Annotated in this window: 16 protein-coding genes and 2 pseudogenes; all 18 read left to right on the top strand. The window is 53.7% G+C overall.

What is annotated here, in order from left to right:
- On the top strand, window positions 1-429 hold the full coding sequence (flgD, locus tag CWI35_RS04140; protein WP_011230726.1) for a flagellar hook assembly protein FlgD: 429 nt from the start codon (window positions 1-3) through the stop codon (window positions 427-429).
- Window positions 430-446: 17 nt separating this feature from the next.
- The gene (flgG, locus tag CWI35_RS04135; protein WP_021321707.1) at window positions 447-1,250 is read left to right on the top strand and encodes a flagellar basal body rod protein FlgG; all 804 of its coding nucleotides are present in this window, start codon (window positions 447-449) and stop codon (window positions 1,248-1,250) included.
- Between the two features lie 43 nt (window positions 1,251-1,293).
- On the top strand, window positions 1,294-1,518 hold the full coding sequence (locus tag CWI35_RS04130; RefSeq protein WP_011230728.1) for a flagellar FlbD family protein: 225 nt from the start codon (window positions 1,294-1,296) through the stop codon (window positions 1,516-1,518).
- Window positions 1,505-1,933, top strand: a complete 429-nt coding sequence (gene fliL / locus CWI35_RS04125) for a flagellar basal body-associated protein FliL (protein ID WP_011230729.1) — start codon at window positions 1,505-1,507, stop codon at window positions 1,931-1,933. Before CWI35_RS04130 ends, fliL begins: the two co-directional genes overlap by 14 nt.
- Window positions 1,934-1,961: 28 nt before the next feature.
- Complete coding sequence (gene fliM / locus CWI35_RS04120) at window positions 1,962-2,966, top strand: flagellar motor switch protein FliM (RefSeq protein ID WP_011230730.1); 1,005 nt, start codon at window positions 1,962-1,964, stop codon at window positions 2,964-2,966.
- Window positions 2,956-4,137 (top strand): flagellar motor switch phosphatase FliY, encoded by a 1,182-nt coding sequence (gene fliY / locus CWI35_RS04115; RefSeq protein ID WP_119877516.1) that lies wholly within the window; start codon window positions 2,956-2,958, stop codon window positions 4,135-4,137. The genes fliM and fliY overlap by 11 nt, the downstream gene beginning before the upstream one ends.
- 25 nt (window positions 4,138-4,162) lie before the next feature.
- Window positions 4,163-4,522 (top strand): response regulator, encoded by a 360-nt coding sequence (locus CWI35_RS04110; protein ID WP_119877515.1) that lies wholly within the window; start codon window positions 4,163-4,165, stop codon window positions 4,520-4,522.
- A 19-nt stretch (window positions 4,523-4,541) separates the two neighbouring features.
- The gene (fliZ, locus tag CWI35_RS04105) at window positions 4,542-5,198 is read left to right on the top strand and encodes a flagella biosynthesis regulatory protein FliZ (RefSeq protein WP_011230733.1); all 657 of its coding nucleotides are present in this window, start codon (window positions 4,542-4,544) and stop codon (window positions 5,196-5,198) included.
- Window positions 5,191-5,859, top strand: a complete 669-nt coding sequence (fliP, locus tag CWI35_RS04100) for a flagellar type III secretion system pore protein FliP (protein WP_011230734.1) — start codon at window positions 5,191-5,193, stop codon at window positions 5,857-5,859. Before fliZ ends, fliP begins: the two co-directional genes overlap by 8 nt.
- Window positions 5,860-5,874: 15 nt before the next feature.
- Window positions 5,875-6,144, top strand: coding sequence for a flagellar biosynthesis protein FliQ (gene fliQ, locus CWI35_RS04095; protein ID WP_011230735.1), 270 nt, complete (start codon window positions 5,875-5,877; stop codon window positions 6,142-6,144).
- A gap of 6 nt (window positions 6,145-6,150) precedes the next feature.
- Window positions 6,151-6,288 (top strand): annotated as a pseudogene (locus CWI35_RS04090) (flagellar biosynthetic protein FliR); the annotation flags it as partial.
- 733 nt (window positions 6,289-7,021) lie between these two features.
- Window positions 7,022-8,395 (top strand): IS1380 family transposase, encoded by a 1,374-nt coding sequence (locus CWI35_RS04080; RefSeq protein WP_081130697.1) that lies wholly within the window; start codon window positions 7,022-7,024, stop codon window positions 8,393-8,395.
- Window positions 8,396-8,604: 209 nt separating this feature from the next.
- Window positions 8,605-9,252 (top strand): annotated as a pseudogene (gene fliR, locus CWI35_RS04075) (flagellar biosynthetic protein FliR); the annotation flags it as partial.
- A 1-nt stretch (window position 9,253) separates the two neighbouring features.
- Window positions 9,254-10,336 carry a flagellar biosynthesis protein FlhB gene (flhB, locus tag CWI35_RS04070; RefSeq protein WP_021321710.1) on the top strand — a complete coding sequence of 361 codons (1,083 nt, stop codon included), beginning with the start codon at window positions 9,254-9,256 and terminating at the stop codon, window positions 10,334-10,336.
- Window positions 10,337-10,354: 18 nt separating this feature from the next.
- On the top strand, window positions 10,355-12,400 hold the full coding sequence (gene flhA / locus CWI35_RS04065) for a flagellar biosynthesis protein FlhA (protein WP_011230738.1): 2,046 nt from the start codon (window positions 10,355-10,357) through the stop codon (window positions 12,398-12,400).
- Window positions 12,397-13,686 carry a flagellar biosynthesis GTPase FlhF gene (flhF, locus tag CWI35_RS04060; protein WP_119877514.1) on the top strand — a complete coding sequence of 430 codons (1,290 nt, stop codon included), beginning with the start codon at window positions 12,397-12,399 and terminating at the stop codon, window positions 13,684-13,686. Before flhA ends, flhF begins: the two co-directional genes overlap by 4 nt.
- On the top strand, window positions 13,680-14,546 hold the full coding sequence (locus CWI35_RS04055) for a MinD/ParA family protein (RefSeq protein ID WP_021322273.1): 867 nt from the start codon (window positions 13,680-13,682) through the stop codon (window positions 14,544-14,546). The genes flhF and CWI35_RS04055 overlap by 7 nt, the downstream gene beginning before the upstream one ends.
- A 9-nt stretch (window positions 14,547-14,555) precedes the next feature.
- Window positions 14,556-15,605: a protein-glutamate methylesterase/protein-glutamine glutaminase gene (locus CWI35_RS04050; protein ID WP_021322274.1), complete on the top strand. Its 1,050-nt coding sequence runs from the start codon at window positions 14,556-14,558 to the stop codon at window positions 15,603-15,605.
- Window positions 15,606-15,610: the final 5 nt, after the last annotated feature.

Raw genomic sequence — 15,610 nt, 5'->3', positions numbered from 1 at the left:
ATGACAACGAATGCGATTGATGGAAGCTTATGGCTGGCAAACGCGGTTCAGCCGGAACGGAAAACGGGCAATCAAATTTTAGGAAAAGACGACTTTCTCAAAATTTTGCTCGCTCAGCTAGAAAACCAAGACCCGCTCAATCCGATGGAAGATAAAGACTTTATCGCGCAAATGGCGAGCTTCTCCTCGCTTGAGCAAATGATGAACATCGCCAATTTGATGCAGCAATGGATGCAAGCGTCAAGCCGCGATGCGCTTTTGCGCTACAGCGAATGGATCGGCAAAACGGTGCACTGGCAAGACGGCGAGACGATGATGAGCGCCGTCGTTCAATCGGTCATGCAAAAAGACGGCCAAGTGACTCTTGGGCTTGATAACGGGACAACGATTGCCGCGGATGCGGTCGTGAAAGTCGAACAAAAAGGATAAAAGGGGAGAGGGAACCGATGCTTCGTTCCATGTATTCCGGAATCGGCGCCATGCGCAACTTTCAAACGAAGTTGGATGTCATCGGCAACAACATTGCCAATGTCAATACGTACGGGTTTAAAAAAGGACGAACGATTTTCAAAGATTTGATGAGCCAGACGATTTCTGGAGCAAGCGGACCCAATGCCGGTGCCGGCCGCGGCGGGACGAATCCAAAGCAGGTCGGGCTCGGTTCGCAGCTGGCGGCGATCGACACCGTCCATACGCAAGGCAGCTTGCAAACGACCGGCCGCGTGCTTGATTTGGCAATTTCCGGCGACGGGTTTTTCGTCGTCGGCGACGCTTCCGGCAACAATCGCATGTATACGAGAGCCGGGAATTTTTATCTCGATTCGCAAGGCTATATTGTCAATGCCGATGGCCAATATTTGCTCGGTGTTGGAAATAGCCGCCTTCAAATTCCGACAGATGCGAAAAGCTTGAGCATCGGGGCGGACGGCAAAGTGACCATTGTGGATGCTTCTGGGACTTTAAGTACGATCGGCACAATTCAGCTGGCCAAATTTGCAAACAATGACGGATTAGAAAAAGCCGGCAACAACTTGTTCCGCGAAACGACCAACTCTGGAACGCCAACGACAGGGGCGCCGGGAGCGAACGGAACAGGAACGATCGTCTCCGGCGCGCTTGAGATGTCCAACGTCGACCTTGCCGAGGAATTCACGGAGATGATCGTCGCCCAGCGCGGCTTCCAGGCGAATACGCGCATCATTACGACATCGGATGAAATTTTGCAAGAGCTTGTCAACTTGAAAAAATAGAATAGGAGGTAGGGCGTGAGCGGCGTCTTGCGCCTGCTGGCCGATGATTTCGTTAACGAAGCTCAACGGGAAACGGTTTGTGCTCAATGCGTTGTACATCGAACAAATTGAAGCGTTTCCTGATACGACCGTGACGCTGACGAACGGAAAAAAATTCGTCGTGCGCGAAACGGTCGAGCAAGTGGCTGCACGAGCGAGCGAATTTTACCGGCAGCTTGGTGTGTTTCGCTTACCGAAAGCAGGAGGATTGGACAGTGAAAGGGAATAAAGCAATCAAAACGATGATCATTGTGCTGGCGGTCATCGCCTTGGCCGGAACGGCGGCGCTTGTCGCGGTGATGAAGATGGGGCATGCGGAAAAACAAGGGGCGCCAAGCGCCGATGAACTGGCGGAACGATCGATCGACATTCCGGAAATGACCACCAATTTAGCGGACGGGCGTTATATTAAAATCTCATTTAAAATTGAAACAGACAGCGATCAAGGAAAAGAAGAGGCGGAGAAACGCGATTTTCAGATGAAAGACGTGATCATCGAGCAACTTTCGCAGATGAAAGCGGCCGACTTTAAAGGAAAAGAAGGGCTGACGGCGCTGAAAGAGCGGCTGAAGCGCGAGATCAACGGATTGATGCAAGAAGGGAGAGTGGAGAACGTCTACATTACCTCTTTTATCCTCCAGTAGCCCTGTCATTGGAAGGGGGGAAGATGAAATGACGGCCGGGGAAGTATTGTCGCAAAGCGAAATTGACGCGTTGCTCGCTGCGCTTTCTGCAGGGGAGATGAGCGCGGAGGAGCTGAAAAAAGAGGAGGAAGGCCGACGCGTCAAAACGTATGATTTCCGGCGGGCGCTCCGGTTTTCCAAAGATCAAATCCGCAGCCTGACGCGCATTCATGAGAATTTCGCCCGTCTGCTGACAACGTTTTTTTCCGCCCAGTTGCGCACATATGTGCAAATTTCGGTCGCATCGGCCGACCAAATTCCATACGAAGAATTTGTCCGCTCCATCCCAAAAATGACGATCATCAATGTCTTTGAGGTGCCGCCGCTTGGCGGGCATGTCCTTTTGGAAGTCAACCCGAACATCGCTTACGCCATGCTTGACCGGGTGATGGGCGGGCGCGGCGTCGGCATGGATAAAGTGGAGCATTTGACTGAGATTGAAACACGCATCATGTCCAATTTGTTTGACAAGGCGTTTGTCCATTGGCGCGACGCTTGGGAATCGGTGGCGGAAGTCGACCCGCTCTTTGTCGATTTTGAAGTCAATCCGCAGTTTTTGCGCATGATTGCGCCGAACGACACCGTCGTCGTCATTTCGCTCAACACGCAAATCGGCGAAGCGCGCGGCATGATGAATGTGTGCATTCCGCATGTCGTCTTGGAGCCGATTATGCCGCGGCTGTCGGTGCATTACTGGATGCAGGCGCAAAAAAAGGAGCGTTCCCCCGAGGAAGCGAAACGGATCGAACAGCGCATCCGCGCGGCAAAATTGCCGATTATCGCTGAACTGGGAACGGCGGTCATCACGGTCAATGAATTTCTTCAACTCGAGGCCGGCGACGTCATTCAGCTCGAGCAGTCGATTCATGAGCCGCTCGTGGTCAAAATCGGCCATATTCCAAAGTTTATCGGCCAGCCGGGGAAGCGGAACAAAAAGCTGGCGGTGCAAATTTTAGCGATGATCGAGGGGGACGAAGACGACCATGATGAATGATGGGATGTTGTCGCAAGATGAAATCGATGCTTTACTGCGCGGAATGGACAATAGCGATCACGTTCCGGCGCTCCACGATATTTTCACCCCGCTCGAGCAAGATGCCCTTGGGAAAATTGGCAATATTTCATTCGGCAGTTCGGCCACTGCACTGTCGATGTTATTGAACCAAAAGGTGGAAATTACGACGCCAAGCGTGTCCATGATCGAGCGCACAAGCGTCGCGGATGAATTTCCGCAGCCATATGTCGCCATCCAAGTCAACTATACGGAAGGGCTGCTCGGGACAAATTTGTTGGTCATTAAACAGAAAGACGCGGCGATTATCGCTGATTTAATGCTTGGCGGCGACGGAACGGCGGCCGATGGTCCGCTCGGAGAGATTCAGCTGAGCGCTGTTCAAGAAGCGATGAACCAAATGATGGGCTCAGCGGCGACGTCGATGTCGACCGTCTTTGGCAAGCGGGTTGATATTTCCCCGCCGACGCTCCACCTGCTTGATTTGGCGGAAGGAAAAGGGATGGAATATTTGCCGGACGAAGATTTTCTCATTAAAGTGTCATTTCGGCTGAAAATCGGCGAGTTGATCGACTCAAGCATTATGCAGCTGCTGCCGGTCGATTTCGCGAAAGAATTGGTTGCCCAATTGCTCGGCTCGCCGCTTGAGGAGCCGGGGGCTGCGGAAGTTAACCTCAAGTCGTCGGCGGACGCGCGGCCGTTTAGCGAGCCGCAGCCTGTTCCGACTTACGCTCAGGCGAACGGCGGTGCGGCCGTTTCAGAAGCGGCGAGCCGCTCGACGGATGAACCGTCGGCTGGGCGCGCGGACAAGGATAGGGATGGTGCAACCGCTCGGCATATTCAAACCGCCGATTTCGTCGAGTTCGATGCCCCGCCGCTTGCGGCAACGGAGGCGCGCAATTTGGAGCTGCTGTTTGATGTGCCGCTGCAGGTGACGGTTGAACTCGGACGGACGAAGCGATCGGTGCAGGAAATTTTGCAGCTGTCGACTGGATCGATCATTGAGCTCGATAAGCTGGCCGGCGAACCGGTCGACGTGTTTGTCAACAACAAGCTGATCGCGAAAGGAGAGGTTGTCGTCATCGATGAAAATTTCGGCGTCCGCATCACGGACATCATCAGCCAAAGCGATCGGCTAACACGGCTAAAATAAACAGGCGTTTGGGAGGTAAGGGGACATGGCAAGAGTGCTTGTCGTTGATGATGTGGCATTTATGCGCATGATGATTAAAGACATTTTGACAAAAAACGGACATGAAGTCGTCGCCGAAGCGGCCGATGGGCGGCAGGCGATCGAGAAATACAAGGAAACGCAGCCCGATGTAGTGACAATGGATATTACGATGCCGGAGATGGATGGGATTACGGCGCTCAAGGAAATTAAAAAAATCGACAGCAACGCCAAAGTCATTATGTGCTCCGCGATGGGGCAGCAGGCAATGGTGATTGATGCCATTCAAGCCGGGGCGAAAGATTTTGTGGTCAAGCCGTTCCAAGCGGACCGCGTCATCGAAGCGATCAACAAAACGATCGGGTGAGCGATCAGAGGTGGAAACTATGGCAATTTGGCGCTGGGCGGCCGTTTTGCTGGCAGCAGCCATCGCTTTGGGGCCGGTGCCGGCATTGGCCGCCCAAAGCCCGACGGTCGCCGACTGCCTGCAACATCCCGATTCATGCGGGAAGTCAGCTCCTTCCGGGCAACAGACAAAACAGACAGCGAATCAAGCCGCTGATGCGGTTTCCGCTTTCGATGTGCTTCGGCTCATCGGCGCGACCGCCTTTGTTCTCTTCCTTCTTTATGCGCTGTTTCAATGGCTTTCCCGCCGTCAGTTGTTCGTTTCCGGCCAAAAAGGCGCCATTGAGCACCTTGGGGGAACAAGCGTCGGGGCGAACCGCTCTGTGCAGCTGATTAAAGTCGGCCGCCGGCTGCTCGTCATCGGCGTCGGCGATTCGATTCAGCTGCTTAAGGAAATTGAAGACGAAGATGAAATCCATGAGCTGTTAGCGCAGCATCGCGAACGGTTGGAACGGATGGCGGAGTTCGGCCGGCTTGGCTCCCTCCTTCGCGGTGAGTGGACGGCGAAATCAAAGCGGAAAAGCGGTTCGCTGTCATCGTTTTCGGCGCTGTTGGCTGAGGAGATGAAGCAAATGGCCGAAAAGCGAAACGAGTGGCTCAATCGGTTGAAGAAGAAAGGGACGGCGGGCGATGAGTGAATTTGTCCATATGTTTGATTCGATGGCTCCCGAGCACGTGTCGACAGCGGTGAAGCTTCTTCTGCTGCTCACCGTTTTGTCGATCGCTCCCGGCATTCTCATTATGATGACATGTTTTACGCGCATCGTCATCGTTTTGTCGTTTGTGCGCACGGCGCTCGGCACGCAGCAGATGCCGCCGAACCAAGTGCTCGTCGGGCTCGCGCTGTTTTTAACATTTTTCATTATGGCGCCAACCTGGAAAGAAATCAACGACCAGGCATTGCAGCCGCTGTTTGCCGACAAAATTGATTTGGAGGAGGCGTATGAACGGGCGGCTGTTCCGCTGAAGCAGTTTATGAGCCAATACACAAGGCAGGAAGATTTGGCGCTGTTTTTATCATACAGCGGCGCCAAACAGCCGAAAACGATCAACGACATCCCGATGACCGCGCTCGTGCCGGCGTTTGCCATCAGTGAGTTGAAAACGGCGTTTCAAATGGGCTTTATGATTTTTATTCCGTTTTTAGTCATCGACATGATCGTCGCCAGCGTCTTAATGTCGATGGGGATGATGATGCTGCCGCCTGTGATGATTTCGCTGCCGTTTAAAATTTTATTGTTTGTCCTTGTTGATGGCTGGCATTTGGTCGTCAAATCATTGTTGCAAAGTTTTCAATAAAGATAGGTGGCGTTTATGAGTGCCGATTTCATCATCCGCCTTGCTGAACAAGGCGTGTATATCGTGCTTGTCGTCTGCGGGCCGCTCTTGTTGTTGTCCCTTGCCGTCGGGCTTGTCGTCAGCATTTTTCAGGCGGCGACGCAAATTCAAGAGCAGACGCTCGCGTTTGTGCCGAAAATCGTCGCCGTCTTGCTTGGACTTGTGTTCTTTGGGCCGTGGATGCTCTCGAAAATGGTGTCGTACGCGCACGATATTTTCAACAATCTTGCTTCGTTTATAGGCTGATCGGCGATGGAACAAGTATGGACTTATTTTCCGGCGTTTTTGCTCGTCTTTGTCCGCGCTGCTTCGTTTTTCGCGGCGATGCCGTTGTTTTCCTACCGGACCGTGCCGGCTTCGTATAAAGCCGGATTGGCGTTTTTCCTGAATCCGTGATAAAGACGCGTTCAAAACTGCCAAGAAAACTTGATAAATCAACAAATATTGCACTCGGGGTTCTTCACCTAATAGGTGAACATTCGAAATTGAGTTGAAACCTCGGCATGATTGGGTTTTCCAGCATTTTTGATACACTTCTGTCACGGATTCAGGAAATTTAAATAAAGTTGTATAAAATGGGTTGACTTTGGGAAAATAAAAATGTTAAGATAAGAATGACTTAATTATCTTTTATGGAGCTTCGGGCTCGATTAAATAATCTTTTATGGAAAGGTTGCGATGTAACATCGCAACCTTTCGTCTTTTTTTATAATGAAAAATTCTCTAAGACTTTATTCATTATGTCATCATTAATGCCAATATATAACCCGAATGTCCAAAAATCTGTTGCAACATCGCGACATCCTTCGTTTGCTGGTAAAAGTCATATCCGAAGTTTTTTCTCATTGTATGTGTCCCAGTCGGTCCTTCCGCGCCACATGCTTTGACTGCTTCATTGATAATTCTCCACGGATAATTCTCCACGCTGTTTCTCGGCTAATCGGTCTGTTCCCTTTCCGAGAGGGAAATAAATAATCGGAATCGGACATTCTTCGAATGTATTGTAAACTAGCACATTATTTCAGACCTGAATCCGTGACAAAACATCTTTACAATGGTCGCAAACCGTTGATACGATAAGGGAAAACGACGTTGACGACTCTTCATCAAGTAGGTGAATGTGATGAAAGATTTCCCGATTCGGTTTGTATTGACAGATGAAGCGATTACCCCAAGTGCTGGGCTTGCTCTCGTTGGCTACTTACTCCATCGAACGAAACTGGATAAACGGGTAAACGCACTTCGGCTTCCAACGGTTCGTCGAGAAGTGCACATTTCCCATAGCGATGTCATTCGCTCGATGATTGGCTTGCTTGCCACAGGAAAAACGGATTTCGATCATATCGAAGCGTATCGTCAGGACGATATCTTTTCGGCATCGATGGGGATTCAGCACGTGCCTTCCTCTCCAACCTTGCGACAACGACTCGATCAGCTCGCTTGTCTTCCGATGACCGAAGCAATCATTTGGGAGGAATCGATGCGTCTGTTGGTTCGACAACACGCTACCTTGTCCCCTTGTTGGACCAAAGGGAAGACGACATGGCTCCCACTTGATGTAGACGGCTCCCCATTTGACAACTCCGATACGAAAAAAGAAGGAGTGAGTCGAACGTATAAAGGATTTGACGGTTTTACGCCGTTGTTTGCGTACGCAGGGAAGGAAGGGTATATCGTTCATGCCGAGCTGCGTCCAGGGAAACAACATGTACAAGACAACATGCCTTCGTTTTTAACTACCGCCATCCGTCGAGCTCGTCCGCTGACCTCGTCTCGTCTGCTTGTCCGCATGGATGCAGGAAACGATGCGGAAGCGAATGTGCACGTATGTCTAAAGGAAGACGTGGACTTTGTCATCAAGCGAAACTTACGCCGAGAATCGAAAGCGCTTTGGTTCCAGATCGCTTCGCAAAAGGGCAGACGCATCGATGATGGACAAACCGAAGGAGTACAAACGTATGAGTTATGCCTTCCACAGAAGGTAGCGATCGATGGAAACACGTATACGTACGTTCAAGTCACCCAAGTGACGGAACGAACGATGGAACGAAATGGACAGCTGATGCTCGTTCCTAATTACGAAGTCGAAAGCTACTGGGTGCGCCTCGAAGGATACGAGCATGTTCGAATGAGTGATGTGCTCGCATTGTATCACGATCATGCGACATGCGAACAGTTTCATAGCGAACTGAAAAGCGACTTAGATTTAGAGCGACTTCCATCAGGGAAGATGAAAACGAATGCGATCGTGTTAGTCATGGGAGCATTCGTGTACAACCTTCTTCGTCTGATTGGACAAGATCTATTAAGCGATCCGAGACATCCATTACATCATAAAGTGAAACGCCGCCGCATCAAGACGATCATTCAGACGGTGATCACGATGGCAGGGCTACTCGTCCGTCGATCACGACAGATCTGGATGAAACTGACGCGAAGGAGTGGCTATAGCGAGCCCTTACTGAACGTCTATCAGAAATGGAGAGAGGCAAGATAACGAACGAATGTTCGAGTGCTGATGTCCAACGTCACTCCCTGGGCTTTTTTGTCTATTTTTTTGGTTTGTATACCTAAAAAAAGAGATTTGTTCCATTTTCGGAAATAGAGATGATATAGGTCATAAGCATAAAAAGGGTTTTATGGATTATCAATCCATAAAAATTACAACAAAATCAAAGTCGATTTCAATTCATCACGGATTCAGGGTTTTTGTTCAGCTGGCTGTTGTTTTGGGCGATGCCCAAACCGGTGTTGGCGCTTGACGGTGTGTACGTTTTGCTCGTCGTGAAGGAAGCGCTCGTCGGCCTGGCGCTTGGGTTGCTGGCAGCGATTCTCATGGCGGCGGTGCAAATTGCTGGCGGCTTGATCGATTTTCAAATTGGGTTTGCCATTGCCAATGTCATCGATCCGCAAACAGGAGCGCAAAGCCCGCTGCTTGGCGAATATCTTCATTTGCTGGCGCTTTTGCTTTTGCTTATGCTTGACGGGCACCATTTGCTGCTTGACGGCATGTTTTACAGCTATCATTGGCTGCCGCTTGACCGCTTGCCGCACATTGCCGATGGGCCGGCGGTGGAGTACGTCGTGCGGGTGTTCGCTGCCATGTTTGCCGCCGCTGTGCAAATGGCCGCCCCGCTTGTCGGATCGCTCTTTTTAGTCGACGTGGCGCTTGGCATCATCGCTCGGGCGGTGCCGCAAATGAACATTTTCGCGGTCGGCTTTTCAGTTAAAACGGCAGCGGCGTTTTTGCTCCTGTTGGCGGGGATTGGGACGATATTGCTTGCGGCGCGCAGTGTATTTCACTTCATGTTTGCCTCGTTGCGCGAGTTGATGCGGCTGTTGGGGGGCGGATAAGATGGGCGAGTGGCGGCTCGATTTGCAATTTTTTGCTGGGGAAAAAACGGAAAAGGCGACGCCTCGCAAACGGCAAGAAGTGCGGGAAAAAGGACAGGTGGCCAAAAGCGGCGATGTCGTCTCCGCTTCTGTGTTGCTTGCTTCATTTCTTGCTTTGTTTTTGGCCGGGGAGTATGAACGGGACGGCCTGTTGCGATTGTTCACCCGCGCCTTGTCCGATTCTGCCTCCCCTTCGCTGACGATTGATTCGCTTCACCGGCTGTTTCTTGACTGGCTTTCTCATGCCGCTTTGCTTTTGGCGCCGCTGTTCGCCGCCGCCGTGCTGGCGGCTGGGTTGGCCAACTTTTTGCAAATCGGCGCCTTGTTCACCGTTGAACCGTTAAAAATGGATTGGAACCGCCTCAATCCCGTGCAAGGAATGAAACGGCTGTTTTCGTTGCGCGCCTTGGTCGAGCTGTTGAAATCCGTGTTAAAAGCTGGAATCATCGGTGCGGTCGTGTTCGCGGCGCTGTTGGCCGAACGAAGCGAGCTTGCGGCGCTCGTTTCCAAGACGCCGGGTGAGGCTTTGACTGTCGTCGGCGGCTTGACGGTGAAAATGGGGCTGTACGCCGCGGGGGCGCTCTTGTTTTTAGCGCTGTTTGATTACTTGTATCAGCGGTTTGAATTTGAAAAAAGCATCCGCATGTCCAAACAGGACATTAAAGATGAATACAAAAAGACGGAAGGCGATCCGCTCATCAAATCGCGCATCAAGCAAAAACAGCGCGAGATGGCGATGAGGCGGATGATGCAGGAAGTGCCGAACGCGGATGTCGTCATTACGAACCCGACGCATTACGCCGTTGCCCTCAAGTATGAAGACGGCAAGATGGAAGCGCCGGTCGTCGTCGCGAAAGGGGCGGATTATATGGCGATGAAAATCAAGGAAGTGGCGAAAACCCATGGCGTCGTGACTGTCGAAAATCGCCCGCTTGCGCAGGCGCTCTACCGCCAGACGGAAGTCGGCGATATGATTCCAGAGGCGTTTTTTAAGGCAGTGGCGGAAATTTTGGCGTACGTCTATCGGCTCAAAGGAAACGTGTAGCAACAAGGAGAGAAAACAATGCAAGCGCAAATCAAAGATTTATCCGTATTGTTTCTTGTCGTGCTCATCGTCGCCATGCTCGTCATCCCGCTGCCGACATGGCTGTTGAGCGTATTGATCATCATCAATATTTCCCTTGCCTTGCTTGTATTGCTGACGGCGATGAACACGAAAGAGCCGCTTGAGTTTTCCATTTTTCCGTCATTGCTTTTAGTGCTGACGCTGTTTCGGCTCGGGCTGAATGTGTCAACCACCCGCTCGATTTTAAGCAAAGGGGAGGCGGGCGGCGTCGTTGAAACGTTCGGAACGTTCGTCGTTGGCGGCGATGTCGTCGTTGGGTTTGTCGTGTTTTTGATTTTGGTCATCATCCAGTTTGTTGTCATCACCAAAGGGGCGGAGCGCGTCTCTGAAGTGGCGGCCCGCTTTACGCTCGATGCGATGCCCGGCAAACAGATGAGCATTGACGCCGATTTAAATGCCGGCATGATTTCGGAGCAAGAAGCCCGAAAGCGGCGGGAAAAAGTGGCGCAAGAAGCCGACTTTTACGGAGCAATGGACGGGGCGAGCAAGTTCGTGAAAGGCGACGCCATCGCCGGCATCATTATCGTCGTCATCAACATGTTGTTTGGCATGGTGATCGGCGTCGTTGAGCAAGGGATGGAGATGGCGGAGGCGGCGAAGCGCTACACGCTTTTGACGGTCGGCGACGGAATCGTCAGCCAAATTCCGGCGCTGTTGATTTCCACGGCGACCGGCATCATCGTCACCCGGGCGGCGTCGGACAGCAACTTGAGCGGCGATATTATGCGCCAGCTGTTCGCGTTTCCGAAAATGTTGTACGTGACGGCAGGAACGATTTTCCTGCTCGGCTTGTTTACGCCGATCAACGACTTGTTGACGATGCCGATTGCCGGGTTGCTGGCGCTTGGCGGCTACCGATTTATCGAGCGGCAAAAGCAAGAAGAAGCGGCATTGGCCGCTCCGGAAGAGGAGGCGGCGGCCGCCGACGAATTGAAAAGCCCGGAAAGCGTCATCCAACTGTTGCATATCGATCCTATTGAATTTGAGTTCGGCTATGCGCTCATTCCGCTCGCTGATGCCAATCAAGGCGGGGATTTGCTTGACCGGATCGTCATGATCCGTCGGCAGCTCGCGCTCGAGCTTGGCATTGTCATCCCGGTTGTGCGCATTCGCGACAACATCCAGTTGCAGCCGAATGAATACCGGATCAAAGTCAAAGGCGAGGAAGTGGCGCGCGGCGAGTTGCTGCTTGACCATTATTTGGCGATGAGCCCCGGGGTTGACGACGATTCGATTGATGGCATTGACACCATCGAGCCGGCGTTTGGTCTGCCAGCGAAATGGATTTCCGAGACCGTAAAAGACCGGGCGGAAATGCTTGGCTATACGGTCGTCGACCCGCCATCGGTCGTCTCGACACACTTAACGGAGGTGCTGAAAGCCCATGCCCACGAACTGCTGGGGCGCCAGGAAACAAAACAGCTGATCGATCATTTAAAAGAATCGTATCCGGTGCTTGTCGACGATGTGACGCCGAATCCGTTGTCTGTCGGCGACGTGCAAAAAGTGCTCGCCAAGCTATTGAAAGAGAAAGTGTCGATCCGCAACTTGCCGCTCATTTTTGAGGCGCTTGCCGATTTTGCCCGCCTGACCAGCGACACCGATTTGTTGACGGAATACGTCCGCCAAGCGTTGGCGCGGCAAATCACCTCGCAGTACGCCGTGCCGGGCGAGCCGCTGCGCGTCATTACGCTGTCGGGCAGAGCGGAAAAAACGATCGCCGACGCCGTGCAGCAAACAGAGCATGGCCGCTATTTGGCGCTCGAGCCGGCGCGGGCGCAGGCGTTTGTGGAAGCGGTCGCCGCGGCGCTTGAACGCTATCCGTTCGCCGGCCAGACGCCGATTTTGCTCTGCTCCCCGGCGGTGCGCATGTACGTCCGCCAGCTGACCGAGCGCCATTTTCCGACTGTTCCGGTGCTGTCGTACAACGAGCTTGAAGCGGATGTCGAAGTTCAAAGCGTGGGGATGGTGGAAATCGAATGAAAGTGAAAAAATTTGTCGCCCCGTCCATGAACGAAGCGATGAAAATGGTTCGCGCCGAACTTGGCCGCGACGCCGTCATTTTGCACTCGAAAGTCGTGCAGACCGGCGGATTTTTCGGTCTGTTTGCGAAAAAAAAGATCGAAGTGTTGGCCGGCGTTGATCCGGATCCACTGCCGCCGCGTCAGCCGGATGCCGCCGCGTCTTTGACGCGTCAGCCGGATGCCGCCGCGTCTTTGACGCGTCAGCCGGATGCCGCCGCGTCTTTGACGCGTCAGCCGGATGCCGCCGCGTCTTTGACGCGTCAGCCGAGTGCCGCCGCGTCTTTGACGCGTCAGCCGAGTGCCGCCGCGTCTTTGACGCGTCAGCCGAGTGCTGCGTCCTTTGCCCCTTTGCCGGCGGCCGAGCGGGAGGAAGACGGCTCGCTTGCCCGTGAGATCGAGGAAGTCAAGGCGCTCATCCGTCAGTTCAACGCCCGCTCGTCTTCGCTTTTGTATCCTCCGCCGCTTGCGGAAGCGGAACGGCGCCTCGTTCGGCAAGGGATGGCGGATGTGTACGTCCGCCAAGTGATGGATCGCCTGCTTGAACGGTGGTATGCCGACAAAGACAGCCGGTCGCCCGCTGCGGTCTCCGCCTGGACGAAAGAAGCGGTGCGCGATCTATTGTCGACGCTTCCGTTTGTCAAAACGGCGGAGCAAAAAAAGTATATGATTTTGCTTGGTCCGACCGGGGTTGGAAAAACGACGACGCTCGCCAAAATGGCAGGGCGCGCCGTCCTCGAGCAAGGGAAAAAAGTCGGGTTCATCACGGCCGACACGTACCGGATCGCCGCCATCGACCAACTGAAGACGTATGCCGACATTTTGCACGCTCCGTTGGAAGTATGCTACAATGCCGACGATTTTCGGACGGCGAAGCGGAAATTGGCCGGTTGCGATCTCGTGTTCGTCGATACGGCTGGCCGCAACTTCCGCAACCCGCAATACGTGGATGAACTGCAGCAAACGCTCGAGTTTGACAGCGAAACGGAAACGTTTCTTGTATTCGCCGCCACGGGAAAGTATGACGATATGAAAATGATTTACAACCACTTTTCCCGCCTGCCGATCGATCGGCTGATCGTGACGAAGCTCGATGAGACGGACTCGTTTGGAACGATCGTCAATGTGTTGCTTGACAGCCGGCTTGCCGCCGCCTATTTCACGAACGGGCAAAATGTGCCGGACGACATGGTGGAAGCGTCCGCAGACCGGCTCGTTCATCTGCTGTTTGGGGCGGAGCGATGGTGAGCGATCAAGCAGAACGGCTGCGCTATGAGCTGGGCCGCCGGCGCCAGCCGGCGGCGGGGCCGCGGACCATCGCGGTGACGAGCGGGAAAGGCGGAGTCGGCAAGTCAAACCTTTCGCTCAATTTTTCGCTGTCGCTCTCGAAGCTCGGGTTTCGCGTCTTGCTGCTTGATATGGACATCGGCATGGGCAACATCGACATTTTGCTCGGCCAGTCGTCGCCATTGACGCTTTCGGATTGGTTTTCCGCGCGGTTGCCGCTTTCCGAGCTGGTAAAAAGCGGACCGGAGCATCTATCGTATATTGCTGGGGGGACGGGCGCCGCGCAATGGTTGAGTGTCGATCGATCCGCTATCGACTATTTGTTGGCCGAGCTGCAGACGGTGGCGTCGCGATATGATTATCTCATTTTCGATATGGGGGCGGGTGCCTCAGAAGAACGATTGTATTTTTTAAAGTCCGTCGACGATGTGTTTATTGTCACGACGCCGGAGCCGACCGCGATGACGGATGCGTACGCCATGATGAAATATATGCACACCGCCGGCAGCGAGGCTCCGTTTTCCGTCATCGTCAACCGCGCCGGCAGCGAGCGGGAAGGATATGGCGTCTTTTCGCGCCTGCAGCATGCCGCCAGTCGGTTTTTCCATAAAGACATCGCCTTGCTTGGCGTCGTTCCTGAAGACCGGATGGTCGCGCGCTGTGTCGTCCGGCAAACGCCGTTTGTTCTCTTTGATCCAGCGGCGAAGGCGAGCCGGGCAGTGCGTCAAATGGCATGCCGCTATGCGGCGGGAGGAGAAAAAGAGCCGGAGCGGGCTCCCCGCTTTTTTGCGAAGCTGCGTCAACTTTTGCTAGAAAGGTAGAGACGGAACATGAAGACGATCAAGGTGCTTGTCGTCGATGACTCGGCGTTTATGCGCAAATGGATCAGTGATTTTTTGTCCGAACATCCGCGCCTCGAAGTCATCGGAACAGCTCGCAACGGCCGGGAGGCGCTCGAGAAAATCGCCGCCCTAAGGCCGGATGTCGTGACGCTTGATGTGGAAATGCCGGTCATGAACGGACTCGAAACGTTGCAGCGCATCATGCGGGACCATCCCGTGCCGGTCGTCATGGTGTCAAGCACGACGACCGAAGGGGCGGAAAACACGATCGCCGCCATGCAGTACGGGGCGGTCGACTTTGTCGCTAAGCCGTCCGGACCGATTTCGCTCGATTTGTACAAAGTGAAAGACGAGCTGATTGGCAAAGTGCTGCACGCGAGCGAAGCGAACGTGGCTGCCTTGACTGCCCCGCGCCGCCAACATCCGTCTTGGCGCCCATCGTTCAAAGCGGCGGCGCGGCCGCAACAGGCCATCGTCGCGATCGGCACTTCCACCGGCGGCCCGCGCGCGCTCGAGACGGTGCTGACGCAGCTTCCGCCCGATCTAGCCGCTCCGGTCGTCGCTGTCCAGCATATGCCCAAAGGATTTACGACATCGCTCGCCAACCGGCTTGATGCGCTTGCCGCGATCACGGTCAAGGAGGCGGAAGACGGGGAAGTGCTGCAAAATGGCACCGCCTATATCGCGCCAGGCGGCGTCCATCTCATCGTTCGCGAAGAAGGCGGCGCGCTTAAAGCCCGTTTCGACGAATCGCCGCCGCGCGCCGGCCATCGTCCGGCTGTTGACGTGTTGTTCGAGTCGCTCGCTGCCATTCGCCTCTGTCGGAAAATCGCGGTGATCATGACCGGGATGGGAAGCGACGGAACAGCGGGGTTGAAAAAGCTGAAGGAAAGCGGGAACACAAAAGCGATCGCGGAAGCGCGCGAGACAGCCGTTGTCTTTGGGATGCCAAGAGCGGCGATCGAGGCTGGCGTCGTTGATGTCATCGTTCCGCTTGACAGCATCGCCGCTGCCATCGTCCAATTGATCGGGGAGTGAGGGGG

This window comes from [Bacillus] caldolyticus (assembly GCF_003595605.1).
Taxonomy (GTDB): domain Bacteria; phylum Bacillota; class Bacilli; order Bacillales; family Anoxybacillaceae; genus Geobacillus; species Geobacillus thermoleovorans.
The sequence above is the reverse complement of the archived record's forward strand: the minus strand, read 5'-3'. Positions and strand labels throughout refer to the sequence as shown.